Genomic DNA, 12,907 nt, shown 5'->3' on the forward strand with positions numbered 1-12,907 from the left:
TCCCGTACTTCACCCCATCAGGTGACTCGGGCCCGTGTGTCAGGTCAGGCGTCGATGCGTGAGCGGTCCAGCGTCGCCGCCGAGTTGGAGATGAACTCCTTGCGCGGAGCCACGTCGTTGCCCATGAGGAGGTCGAAGACCTGCTCGGCGGAGTCCAGGTCGGTCAGGTTGATGCGGCGCAGGGTACGGCGCCGCGGGTCCATGGTGGTCTCCGCCAGCTGGTCGGCGTCCATCTCGCCGAGGCCCTTGTACCGCTGGATGGAGTCCTTGTAGCGGATGCCCTTGGTCTGGAACTCCATGAGCTTGTCGCGCAGCTCGCGGTCCGAGTACGTGTAGACGTACTTGTCCTGTCCCTTCTTCGGCTGGACCAGTTCGATGCGGTGCAGGGGCGGTACCGCGGCGAAGACCCGGCCGGCCTCGACCATGGGACGCATGTAGCGGTGGAACAGCGTCAGGAGCAGCGTCCGGATGTGGGAGCCGTCCACATCGGCGTCGGTCATCATGATGATCTTGCCGTAGCGGGCCGCGTCGATGTCGAAGGTACGCCCCGACCCCGCTCCTATCACCTGGATGATCGCGCCGCACTCGGCGTTCTTCAGCATGTCCGTCACGGAGGACTTCTGGACGTTGAGGATCTTGCCGCGGATCGGCAGCAGGGCCTGGAACTCGGAGTTCCGGGCGAGCTTCGCCGTGCCCAGCGCGGAGTCGCCCTCGACGATGAACAGCTCGCTGCGGTCGACGTCGTCGCTGCGGCAGTCGGCGAGCTTCGCGGGCAGCGACGAGGTCTCCAGGGCGGTCTTGCGGCGCTGGGCGTCCTTGTGCTGACGGGCGGCGATGCGCGTCCTCGCGGCGGCGACGGCCTTCTCCATGACGGTGCGCGCCTGCTGGGCGGCGTCGCGCTTGGACGAGGTCAGGAACGCCTTGAGTTCCTTGCTGATCACGTTGTTCACGATGCGGCGGGCCGCCGAGGTGCCGAGGACCTCCTTGGTCTGCCCCTCGAACTGCGGCTCGGCGAGGCGGACCGTCACGACCGCCGTCAGCCCCTCCAGGGCGTCGTCCTTGACGATGTCGTCCTCGGCGACGCGCAGCAGCTTCTTGGCCCGCAGCACCTCGTTCATCGTCTTGGCGACCGCCTGCTCGAAGCCGGCGACATGGGTGCCGCCCTTGGGGGTGGCGATGATGTTGACGAACGACTTGACCGTGGTGTCGTACCCGGTGCCCCAGCGCAGCGCGACGTCGACCCCGAGCTCGCGGGTGACCTCGGTGGGCGTCATCTGCCCGTACTCGTCGAGGACCGGGACGGTCTCCTTGAAGCTGCCCTGCCCGCTGAAGCGGAGGACGTCGCAGATGGGCCTGTCGCCGGCCAGGAACTCGCAGAACTCGCTGATGCCGCCGTCGAAGCGGAAGGACTCCTCGCCCTTGCTGCCGCCGTCGCCGAGGCCGAACTCGTCGCGGACGACGATCGTCAGGCCGGGCACGAGGAACGCGGTCTGGCGGGCCCGCTGGTGCAGATTCTCCAGGGAGAGCTTCGCGTCCTTGAGGAAGATCTGCCGGTCGGCCCAGTACCGCACGCGGGTGCCGGTGCGGCTCTTGGGGATCTTCCTGGTCTTGCGCAGTCCGCTCCCGGCCTCGAACTTGGCGTCCGGGCCGGCGCCGGAGAAGGCGCCCGGGACGCCGCGCCGGAAGCTGATGGCGTGGGTGTGTCCGCCGCGGTCCACCTCGATGTCGAGCCGGGCGGACAGCGCGTTGACCACGGACGCGCCGACGCCGTGCAGACCGCCCGAGGCGGCGTACGAGCCGCCGCCGAACTTGCCTCCGGCATGCAGCTTGGTCATGACGACCTCGACGCCGGACAGGCCGGTCTTGGGCTCGACGTCGACCGGGATGCCCCGGCCGTTGTCCCGGACCTCCACCGACGCGTCGTCGTGGAGGATCACCTCGATGTGGTCGCAGTAACCGCCGAGCGCCTCGTCGACGGAGTTGTCGATGATCTCCCACAGGCAGTGCATCAGGCCGCGGCTGTCGGTGGACCCGATGTACATGCCCGGACGCTTGCGCACGGCCTCGAGCCCCTCGAGGACGAGCAGGTGCCGCGCGGTGTAGTTGGATCCGTCCCGGTCTGCTCCTGCCAGCAGCGCAGTGGACGGCACGGACGTCTCGGCGGTCACGCGGTTCGCTCCTCGCTGAATTTCAGATGGGGCCCCGCTGGGTAAGGGCGCGGCTCGGTTCACCGCTCAGAGGGTACCGAGGCCTGGTAGAGCCGTTGTCACGCCACCCTCGTCGCGTTCCCACCCTAGTCCACCGTCGCATGCTTGTTCGATCCCTCGATGGGGTGAAGCACACATCACGTTCCCTTCGAGGCATGAACCATTTAGGCTCCGGGCACGTCCTCATGAACAAACCGGCAACCCAGCCGGCGGGACCGACCCACTGACCGACTGCGCGAACCCGTACGACACACAGACACGCAATACGGCACATTCGCCGCCAACCGGCGACACCCGGCCACTCGGAAGAATTTTTTTCGAGGAAAAGCCACGAGCGGGAACGTTTTGGGGCTGGTTGGATGTTGACCCTGGTACGACAGCTCGTCGAGCTAGAGAAGAGGCGACGTGACTACTGTTCTGACTTCCGCGAGCCCGCTGACGGCCGCTGATCGCTGCGACCGCTGCGGCGCCCAGGCATACCTGCGCGTCGTCCTGCTGAGCGGCGGAGAGCTGCTCTTCTGCGCCCACCACGGTCGCAAGTTCGAGCCGGAACTCAAGAAGATCGCCGCTGAGATACAGGACGAGACGGAGCGACTGACCGCCGTTCCGGCGTCTCCCCCCGAGGAAGACCGCTGATACTGCGCGCCTGACGACGAGCGATGCCGGCACAGGCCGGCGGACGGGCGGCCACCTCCGTTGGGAGGTGGCCGCCCGTGTTCGTGCGCGCGGTGCCCGTAGGCTCCCCTCCGGGCGTCTCCGGCGCGCTCAGGCGCCCTGGTGCCGGCTCGTGGCCGTGCCGTCCCAGTCCAGGGCCCGCAGAACGGCGGAGACACGCGTGTAGACCCCGGGACTGCCGGCCCGCCCGCAGCCATCGCCCCAGGACACCAACCCGATGAGCCTGCCCTGGGCGACCAGCGGCCCCCCGCTGTCGCCCTGACAGGCGTCCCGCCCGCCGGTCTCCTCCCCGGCGCACAGCATGCTGTCGGCGAGATACCGCCCGTCACCACCCCCCGGGTACGCCCGCTCACATTTCGTGTCGGGCAGGACGCGCACGCGCGACGCCCGCAGGGCGTTGGCGTAGTCCCCGGCCCCCGAGGTGTCCCCCCACCCGTAGACGAGCGCCCCGGTCCCGGGCTTGTACGCCGGGTCGCCGTCCGCGGCCATGCCTATGGCCGAGCCGGCGGGGAGGGCCTGGGAGAGGGTGAGGACGGCGAAGTCCCCGGCATTGCTGACGTCGTCGTGCGCCGGGTTCACCCAGACGGAGCGGACCGGGATCTCGGCCCCCTCGTCGGAGAGCAGGTTCGTGCGGCCGGCGACGACCTTCAGGTCACGTACCTGCTCGGGCGGGGACCCCAGGACCTCCTCGTCCAGACAGTGGGCTGCGGTGAGCACGGTCGTCCGGCCGACGGCGACGCCCCCGCAGAACTGTCCCGCCCGCGTACCCCCGAACCGGTCACGGCTGGACAGGGCGACGGTCCACGGGCTTTCGGACACATCGACCGGGAAGCCTCCCACGACGATGCTGTCGGCGGTCGCGGGGGCGGCGGACGCCAGCGGTATCGCGGTGGCCGCGGCGGCCAGGACCAGCGGCCGGGCCAGCGCCCGGGCGAAGAGGCGGCGCATACGGGGCTCCTCACTGAGTGGGGGTCAGGGAACACCCAGAGTCATCCACCCCGCCGCGCCGCGCACCCGCTGGTCAGCACGGAGGCCCGGCTCCCTCGGGGAGCCGGGCCTCGTCGGCCGTACAGCCGTCGCGCGTGGTCCTGCGGTCGCACCGGCCGTACTGGTCGTACCGGCCGTACTAGTCCAGGTAGTCCCGCAGCACCTGGGAGCGCGACGGGTGGCGCAGCTTGGACATCGTCTTGGACTCGATCTGACGGATGCGCTCACGCGTGACGCCGTAGACCTTGCCGATCTCGTCGAGGGTCTTGGGCTGACCGTCGGTGAGACCGAATCGCATGGACACGACGCCGGCCTCGCGCTCGGACAGGGTGTCCAGGACGGAGTGCAGCTGTTCCTGCAGGAGGGTGAAGCTGACGGCGTCGGCCGGCACGACCGCCTCGGAGTCCTCGATGAGGTCACCGAACTCGCTGTCGCCGTCCTCGCCCAGCGGGGTGTGCAGGGAGATCGGCTCACGGCCGTACTTCTGGACCTCGATGACCTTCTCCGGGGTCATGTCGAGTTCCTTGGCCAGCTCCTCCGGGGTGGGCTCGCGGCCCAGGTCCTGGAGCATCTGACGCTGGACGCGCGCGAGCTTGTTGATGACCTCGACCATGTGCACCGGGATACGGATGGTGCGGGCCTGGTCGGCCATCGCGCGGGTGATCGCCTGGCGGATCCACCAGGTGGCGTACGTGGAGAACTTGTAGCCCTTGGTGTAGTCGAACTTCTCGACCGCGCGGATCAGACCGAGGTTGCCCTCCTGGATGAGGTCCAGGAAGAGCATGCCGCGGCCGGTGTAACGCTTGGCCAGGGAGACCACCAGACGGAGGTTGGCCTCCAGCAGGTGGTTCTTGGCACGGCGGCCGTCCTCGGCGATGATCTCCAGCTCGCGCTTGAGCTTGGGCGCGAGCTTGTCGGAGTTCGCCAGCTTGTCCTCGGCGAACAGGCCCGCCTCGATGCGCTTGGCGAGCTCGACCTCCTGCTCGGCGTTGAGCAGGGGGACCTTGCCGATCTGCTTGAGGTAGTCCTTGACCGGGTCGGCGGTGGCGCCGGCCGCGGCGACCTGCTGCGCGGGGGCGTCGTCCTCGTCCTCGTCGGACAGCACGAAGCCCGCGTTCTCGGTGCCCTCGGGCTCCTCGGCCGCGCCCTTCGGCTCCTCGACCACCTCGTCCTCGAGAAGCTCGCCGTCGTCCTTCTTGGCGGTCGTCTTCTTGGCCGCCGTCTTCTTGGCGGTCGTCTTCTTCGCGGCCGTCTTCTTGGCGGTCGCCTTCTTGGCCGCCGCCTTCCTGGCCGGCGTCTCTTCCTCGGCCGCGGAGTCGGTCGCGGGCGCCGTCGGGGCGGCGGGGGCGGTGGCCTTCCTGCTGGTCACCGTCTTCGCTGCGACCGTCTTGGTGGCGGTGCGCTTGGCGGGGCTCTTCGCTGCGACGCTCTTTCGGGTGCGCTTGGGCTCTGCGGCACTGACCATCAGCGTCACACCCTCTTCCTCGAGGATCTGATTGAGGCTGCGCAGTACGTTCTTCCACTGAGTGGCCGGAATCTGGTCAGCTTCGAAGGCCCGACGCACGTCATCGCCGGCGATCTGCCCCTCAGCCTTTCCCCGCTCGATGAGCGCCATGACAGAGACGGACTCGGCGATCTCCGGCGGGAGCGTACGGGATGTGCTGGCCGACACGAACAACCTCTCGGAACGTTGGAAAACGGCTTCCGGCCCTGTCCGGGTGGAACAGGAGCCGACCGCCGGCTTGGGGATGGGCCGACGGCGCGGGCGGGGGCCGGGGAGATGCACAGCGCCGTGAACGGCGTCCGTATTCCTTCCGCGGCTGTCACCTCTTAGGTCATCGCGTTGTTCCCGCGAGCGTTACGCCCAATCCGCGTGGCCCGAGTCACACCCCGTAACCGGTCAAAACAAGCCATATGGAGACATATGCGATCACCAGTGGTGCCGTTCCCACCGCGTCCGGAGAGCTTATGGAGCCTTTGCCGCTCATCACACCGTAGGAACACCGCTGGACCCCGCGGGACGGGAGGGATGGTCCCACGGGGTCCGCGACTGTGGGCGACCGGCCGGCGGCGGTCACGGCCACAGGAGGGGCGCGGCACGGTCGGCGCGCGCCGCGCCGGTGGAGTGCGGTCAGTGCTCGCGCGGAGCGGGCACCACACGTTCCACCTCGGGGTGAACGGTCAGGAGCTGGCGCATGGCCGCCTCGGCGGCCGCGCCGTCACCGGCGGCCAGGGCATCGACGATCCGCCCGTGCTGCGCCAGCGAGGTGTCGTTCGGCCGGTCACAGCCCGTGACCGGGCCACCGGACACGTGGAGGGCGGCGGACACGATCCCGGAGAGGTGGTCCAGCATGCGGTTGCCCGCGATCTGGATGAGCAGCGAGTGGAACTCGGAATCGGCGCGCGAGAAGGTGAGCGCGTCCCCCTGCCCCATGGCGTGTCCCATGATCCCCACCAGATCGCCCAGCCGCTGCTGGATGTCCTCACGTCCGTGCCCGGCGGCGAGGCGGGCCGCGAGCGGCTCGATGGTCCAGCGCAGTTCGCTCAGCTCGCGGCGCTGATCGTCACGCTGCGGTCCGAAGGCCCTCCATTCGATGATGTCGGGGTCGAGCAGATTCCAGTCACTGACGGGACGCACGCGCGTGCCGACGTTCGGGCGGGCGCTGACCAGGCCCTTCGCCTCCAGGACACGGAGCGATTCACGGACGACGGTGCGGGAAACCTCGAAACGCTGGCCGATCTCCTCGGGCACCAGGGGGCGATCGGCGCCCAGATCACCCGAAACGATCATCTGGCCGAGCTGCTGGACGAGTTGCCCGTGCAGTCCGCGCCCACGGTTGCCCGTGGTGCGCCGGCCCACGCGCCCCAGCTCCGGTTCCATCCCTTCCCAGGCGGGCGTCCCGACGCGGTCGACGGCGGGCGCCTCGGCGTAGGGGTAGCGGTCGAGTTCGCCCGGGTTCGCGAGGCCTGAGTCGGCGGAGCGGGCGGTGGTCATCATGGTGTGCGCAAGGGTACTCACGCATCCTTTGTCGGCCCCGTTCCCAACTCCCTTGAGGGCTTTGGTGAAAAGCACACGAAAGGGTGATCGCTCACCTCGTCGCAATTGACGCCTTATCGGAAAGAAATGGGCTTTCCCCGGGGAGTTGCGCGCACGATCCGACCTGCAGGGTGCGGACGACTGTCATCGGGGCCTGCTGCGCAGGGTCGTGAGCAGGTAGGCGCAGAGCAGCGCCGTGAGCGACAACGTCATTGCGCCGCCCACAGGTTGGGCGAGCACGCGCAGCACCTCGGCGATGTGACGCTGCCCGCCGAAGGGCCACTGCGACAGAAGCACCTCGCGCAGTCGCAGGGAGAGTCCGGCGGCGGTCCGCACGGACGGACCCTCCCAGACCTTCTGTACGAGCGGTACGACGAGGACCGGCACCGCGACCACCGCGGCGAGCCCGGCCGTCGTGGACCGGAAGATCCCCGCGGCGAGCACGCCGGACCATGCGCATCCGACGCACAGCCCGAGCCAGCCGGCACCGAGCGCCGGCCAGTCCGCGGGGACCCGGGCGACCTCCTGTCCGTAGAACAGGTGGAGCACTTCCGCGTCACAGCCCACGGTGAGGACGGCGAGAACCAGCGCGGTGGCGGCGGAGACGAGGAGCTTGGCTGTCAGGAGCCCCAGTCTCCGGGGCACGGTGCCGCGGTCCGCCGCCAGGGCGGGGTGGCGGAACTCGTCGCCGAAGGCCAGCGCGCCGAGCAGGCCCGCGCCCAGCGCCGCCGGTGGCAGTGGCAGCTCGCGTGGCCATGCGGCCAGCAGACGGGGCTGCGGGGTGTGACCGACGCGCGCCAGGATCACGGCGGTGACCGCGGAGACGGCCAGGACGGCCATCCCGGTCAGGTAGGCGGTGCCGACGCCGGTGACCCGGCGCAGTTCGTACCGGAGCGGGCGGAGCGGGCTCGGTGCCGAGCGCACGGAAATAGGGGGTGGGAGGGAGGGCAGTGTCCGGCCGCTTCCCGGTCGCCCGGATCCGAACGCCGAGCGCGGGCGCGGTGTCCGGCGGGTGACGCCGGGCTTCTGCACGGGCGCGGGGCGGTGGGCCCCGGACTCCGGGTCCGCTGCGGCCGGCGCCTCGGGCGCGAGGGGCATTTCGACCGGCGGTGCGGGCATGGTGTCCGACTCCGTCGGCATCGTCGGCACGGGGGCCGTCTCGGCTCGTGTCGCGGGGACGGGTGCCTCGCCGGCCGAGGGCTTCTCGGGCACGGATGCGCTTCCGGCGCGGGTCTCCTCGCGCTCCGGGTCATCACCGCACCGCGTCTGCCCGGGCACGGGACCAGCCTCGGTATGCGCTCCCCGGAGCACCGGGTCGTCACCGGCGGACGCACAGCCGGTTCGGGTCTCGGGGGTGCGGTCGGCTTCCTGGGTATCGGGGGACGCGGACCGGTTGCCGGGGAGGCCGTCGGGGCCGGCGGGACCGTGCTTCGGTCCGGTGGCCGGAGGGTGCGCGCCCTCGCCTTGGGGCAGGCCCTCGTCAACGGGCCCGAGGCCGGTGGCCGTGGGACGGGTGACTGTGGGACGGGTGGCAGTGGGGTCGGTGCCGTCCGGCCGGCGGGCCGCCGGTGTCCGGCCGGTCCCGGTGGCCCGCGCCGGACGGAGCGCTCCGGCGCCGTCCTCGCGGAGCACCGCACCCGGCCCCATATCGCCTTCCTCGTCGGCGAGTTGGTGTACGAGAATGCCGTTGCGGAAGACGATCTCGCCGACGTCCGCGCACGTACTGCCGTACACCGCGAGGCGGTTGCCGCTCTCCTGCACGACCTCGACGGAACGGCGGGCCGCTCGCGCCTCCTTGGTGAGGAGAGCGGCGAGACGGGCCGCGTGCGGGCTGCGCACGGCGACACGGGGACGCAGGCGGGTACGGGAGAAGTCCGCCGCCTCCTGGTCGGCGACGACTCTGCCCCGGTCCAGGGTGACGACACGGTCGGCGACGCGAGCCGCCTCCTTGGGGTCGGCCGTGCTGATCAGTACGGCCCCGCCCTGGTCCGCGTGGGCTCGCAGCATCCCGTGCAGCCAGCGGGCCTCGCGCGCACAGAGCGCTCCGGCCGGATCGTCGAGCACCAGGGTGTGCGGATCGGCAAGCAGGGCGCAGGCCAGACCGAGGCGCCGGTCCATACCGCGGGCCAGTACGCCGAGGCGTTCGTCGCGCAGACTCTCGAGGCCCACCGCCTCCAGGACTTCGTCGCCCCGGCGGACGGGTACCCCGACGGCCGCGCACAGCATCCGCACGTGACCGCGGACGGTGCGGGACGGATGTCCCGGCACATCTCCCAGCAGCACCCCGACTTCACGCGAGGGGTGGGCGATGCGGTGCAGGGGGCGGCCTCTGAAGTGGGTGATGCCTCGGCCGTGTTGCAGCTCGAGCATGAGTCTGAGCGTTGTCGTCTTGCCCGCGCCCGGTGCTCCGAGCAACGCGGTGACGCGACCCGCGTGCGCCTCGAAGGAGACGTCGTCGACAGCGGGCGGATGCTCCTTGCGGGGGTTGCTGGTCAATCCGAAGGCCTGGATCACCCGCAGCAAGATAGCGTGCATTGCATCACTTATCGGGCATCATGCAACTTTTCGGACATGTGGAGATCGGTTGCGCCGTCCACCGTTGCCGCTCGGCCGGGGTGCCGGCGTCACACCTCGGGACGCAGCATCGGGGGGTTGAGAAGCGTCGCGCCACCGGCCCGGAAGAGCTGGGCCGGACGACCGCCCTGACGGGTCGTCGTACCGCCGGTGGGAACGAGGAATCCCGGGGTGCCCGTCACCTTGCGGTGGAAGTTGCGCGGGTCGAGGGCCACGCTCCACACCGCCTCGTAGACACGGCGCAACTCGCCGACGGTGAACTCGGGCGGGCAGAACGCGGTGGCCAACGACGAGTACTCGATCTTGGAGCGGGCTCGCTCCACCCCGTCCGCGAGGATCTGGGCATGGTCGAAGGCGAGCGGAGCCACCGGCTCGCCGTCACGGCCGCGGCCGCCCTGCTCCAGCAGTTCCTCGACCGGCGCCCAGCGCGCGTTGCTGGCGTCGCCGCCCGCCCGGGGGGCGGGCAGATCAGGGGCGAGCGCGAGGTGCGCGACGCTGACCACGCGCATCCTCGGGTCGCGCTTCGGGTCACCGTACGTCGCAAGCTGTTCCAGGTGGGCACCGTCGTCCTGGACAGGCGCGGCAGGGTCGTGGACGCGCAGCCCCGTCTCCTCGGCCAGTTCCCGCGCCGCCGCCTGCGCCAGGTCCTCGTCGGCCCTCACGAAACCACCGGGCAGGGCCCAGCGCCCCTGGAACGGCGGCTCTCCCCGGCGCACCGCCAGCGCGCACAGGGAGTGGCGGCGCACGGTCAGCACGACCAGGTCCACGGTCACGGCGAAGGGCGGAAAGGCTGACGGGTCGTAGGGCATGCGGCGATCATAGTCGTCTGCCTGACGATAAACACTCCCCTCTGCGACCGCCCGGTCGCTGTTCCGCTTCGGTACGGCACCCTCGGGCACCCGGGGAGGGCCACCGCGTCGGCCATGCCGGGCCGCGTCATGCCCGGTCACAACCCGTCGGCCGCTGCTTCGGCCAGGCGGGGCCGAGCCGGCCGTCCTCGACGGAGAAGGGCTGCCGGTGATCCGCAGTGGCCCCGGCGGCGGTGCCGGAGCAGTCCGCCGGGACAGGGGAGGCGCCTTCTGCCCGTCGCCCCGTGCCGTCGGCACCGGTGTGTCCGGTGACGCCCGGCGCCCCTGTGGCTCCGCTCGCCGAAGCTCTCCGCGTCAGGACTCCCCCGGGCGCTCACCTCCCGGGGTCACGCTCTGCCCGTCCGCCTCCCCCTCGCGCACGGCCCGTGAGAGAGCACGGCTCGCCCGCGTCCGGCCGGGGCGGGTACCACCGGCGGCGGCGCGCGGACGCACCACCTTCGCCGACGGCCCGCCGCGCCGCGTCCGCACCCGACGGCGAGGGCCGTCGGCCGGGGCCACAGGTGCTGTCCCGCACCGGCGGGTGGCATGTGCCCCCGCTGCGGCCGGGGCCTCGTCCGTCCCATGGCGCGGGTGCGTCTGCCCATCGGCCGGCTCGGCGACGCCCGGACCGGCGGCTGCCGTCCGCCCGGCGCCCGTCCGCTCCGTACGCAGACAGCGACGGACCGACTCGGGGTCCAGCCCCTCGTTGCACGCCTGGTGCAGGAGGCGGGCGAAGAGGTAGTCCGGGTCGGCGCCGAGTGCCATCGCCAGCGCTTCACGGGCTTCCAGTTCGTCGCCGGTGGACCAGGCGACCCATCCGGCGAGAGTGAGGGGCGCGGCGGCGTGTTCGCCGTACGGGCCGACGCATCGGCGGGCCAGAGCCCGCCACAGGCGCAGTGCGGGGCCCGCCTCCTCCCCCTCCATCCAGGCGGCCGCGCGATCGCGGGTCGTACGGTCCTGCAGGCCGAGGATCAGCGCCGCGGCCTCGTCGGTCCCGATCAGCCGGTCGTCCCGCCGGTCCTGCGCCTGTGTACCGGACACCGGTGCGGCCCCGGCCAGACGCCCCATGACCCGTTCCGCCAGGGCGAGCGTCTCCTCGGCCACGTCGGCGCGCCTGGCGTCGTCGAGGATTCTGGAGACCAGCGACAGGCCGGCGGCGTCCAGGGCGGCCTCCTGTGCGAGTGCGGCGGAGTCCTCCCACGGGAGCAGCCTGGCCCGCAGCTCGCGCAACGAGCCGCGCACCTGGATGCCGGCGTAGGTGGCCGCGGCGGCCAGCACCGACGTACCGGGCAGGCCCATGGGAAGGCCCTCGGAGGGGCAGCAGGTCTCGTCGTCGCAGCAGTAGGACCAGAAGCGGCCGTCCGAGATGCACAGTGCCTCGACCACCGGCACGTCGAGGGAGCCGCACTCGATCCGCAGTTTCTGGGCCAGGGGGCGCAGTCGTTCCATCACCTGCCGGCCGGTTTCACCCGGAGACGGTTCCCGGCAGAGGTAGGCGACCATCTGCTCGGGCCGCGCGCCACGCCGCTCACTGCCGGTCACCAGGCCGTGGACCAGTTGCCCCGCCGCGCTCGCCCAGTCGTCCCGGTTCGCCGGAATGCCGAGACGGGCGCGTCCGCCGAAGCGGCCGCGTCCGTCCCTGTCACGCAGGGCGACCAGGACGATGCTGTCCTCGGGCCGGTACCCGAGCAGGTAGGGCAGGGCGTCCGCGAGTTCGGCCGGGGTGCGCAGGGTGACCTGGGGCTCGCCGCCCGGGTTGCCGTACGAGGTGTGCGGGGCCTGTTCCGGCCGGGCGGGTCGTGCGATGTCGCCGTTCTCGGCGGGTCCGGTCGCTTCGCTGTGGTTCGTCATGGCCCGACGATCTCGCGGATCGCGAACTTCCGCTTCGCCCTGTGGATAACTCGGCTGTGGACAAGTCCGGCCGGGGTCACGTCGTCAGGTGTTTCCTGCGGGCGCGCCCGTCGCGCGTGGTCATCCCTTTCCCGCCCGCGGCACCGGTTGTCAGTCCCGTCCTGTTGTATGGAGGACATGGAGCACACGAGCAACGCGGACCTCAGGACCATGGCCGACACGGTCCTCGCCCGCCTCGTCGGGGACCCCTCCGGGGCGGCGCGCCTGCGCGAGGACCAGTGGCGGGCGATCGAGGCGCTGGTGGCCGACCGGCGCAGAGCCCTGGTCGTCCAGCGCACGGGATGGGGCAAGTCCGCGGTCTACTTCGTGGCCACCGCGCTGCTGCGGGCCGCGGGCAGCGGTCCCACCGTGATCGTCTCTCCACTGCTCGCGCTGATGCGCAACCAGGTCGAGGCGGCGGCGCGGGCGGGGATCCGCGCCCGGACCATCAACTCCTCCAACACCGAGGAGTGGGGCGCCGTCCAGGACGAGATCACCGCGGGGGAGGTGGACGTCCTGCTGGTGAGTCCCGAAGCGCTGTCTTCTCCACGCACCATGCAAAGCGCTGAGACGCTGGGCCTACAGAGCCTCGTCCGACGCAAGGACCTTTATGGACGCCGCACGCCCACCGCTGGGCCGCGGCCCCAGGCCCTCCGCTCCCCCATTCAGGGGCGAGGCCGCCGCCGAGG

General features: G+C 71.3%; 8 protein-coding genes and 1 pseudogene. 2 read left to right on the forward strand and 7 right to left on the reverse strand.

Features of this window, described 5'->3' with window-relative positions; genetic code table 11:
- Window positions 1–44: 44 nt before the first annotated feature.
- The gene (locus ACFYOJ_RS22345) at window positions 45–2,168 is read right to left on the reverse strand and encodes a DNA topoisomerase IV subunit B (RefSeq protein ID WP_356558010.1); all 2,124 of its coding nucleotides are present in this window, start codon (window positions 2,166–2,168) and stop codon (window positions 45–47) included.
- Between the two features lie 444 nt (window positions 2,169–2,612).
- Here ACFYOJ_RS22345 and ACFYOJ_RS22350 point away from each other — a divergent pair, with 444 nt between their 5' ends.
- A complete protein-coding gene (locus ACFYOJ_RS22350) occupies window positions 2,613–2,843 on the forward strand; it encodes a hypothetical protein (protein ID WP_356558009.1) in 231 nt (76 codons plus the stop codon).
- Between the two features lie 129 nt (window positions 2,844–2,972).
- Here ACFYOJ_RS22350 and ACFYOJ_RS22355 read toward each other — a convergent pair whose 3' ends face one another.
- The 6 genes from ACFYOJ_RS22355 to ACFYOJ_RS22380 form a co-directional block, all read right to left on the reverse strand.
- Complete coding sequence (locus ACFYOJ_RS22355) at window positions 2,973–3,830, reverse strand: serine protease (RefSeq protein ID WP_356558008.1); 858 nt, start codon at window positions 3,828–3,830, stop codon at window positions 2,973–2,975.
- A 178-nt stretch (window positions 3,831–4,008) separates the two neighbouring features.
- Window positions 4,009–5,541, reverse strand: coding sequence for an RNA polymerase sigma factor (locus ACFYOJ_RS22360; protein WP_356558007.1), 1,533 nt, complete (start codon window positions 5,539–5,541; stop codon window positions 4,009–4,011).
- Window positions 5,542–6,000: 459 nt separating this feature from the next.
- The gene (gene whiH / locus ACFYOJ_RS22365) at window positions 6,001–6,888 is read right to left on the reverse strand and encodes a sporulation transcriptional regulator WhiH (RefSeq protein WP_356558006.1); all 888 of its coding nucleotides are present in this window, start codon (window positions 6,886–6,888) and stop codon (window positions 6,001–6,003) included.
- A 162-nt stretch (window positions 6,889–7,050) separates the two neighbouring features.
- Window positions 7,051–9,420, reverse strand: a complete 2,370-nt coding sequence (locus ACFYOJ_RS22370) for an ATP-binding cassette domain-containing protein (RefSeq protein WP_388597641.1) — start codon at window positions 9,418–9,420, stop codon at window positions 7,051–7,053.
- A gap of 110 nt (window positions 9,421–9,530) precedes the next feature.
- Entirely contained in the window at window positions 9,531–10,289 is a 759-nt protein-coding gene (locus ACFYOJ_RS22375; protein WP_356558172.1) for an NUDIX hydrolase, read from the reverse strand.
- A 354-nt stretch (window positions 10,290–10,643) separates the two neighbouring features.
- Window positions 10,644–12,179, reverse strand: coding sequence for a DUF4192 domain-containing protein (locus ACFYOJ_RS22380; protein ID WP_356558171.1), 1,536 nt, complete (start codon window positions 12,177–12,179; stop codon window positions 10,644–10,646).
- Window positions 12,180–12,356: 177 nt separating this feature from the next.
- Here ACFYOJ_RS22380 and ACFYOJ_RS22385 point away from each other — a divergent pair.
- Window positions 12,357–12,767: pseudogene (locus ACFYOJ_RS22385) on the forward strand (DEAD/DEAH box helicase); the annotation flags it as partial.
- Window positions 12,768–12,907: the final 140 nt, after the last annotated feature.

This window comes from Streptomyces sp. NPDC006384, assembly GCF_042870695.1.
GTDB lineage: Bacteria > Actinomycetota > Actinomycetes > Streptomycetales > Streptomycetaceae > Streptomyces.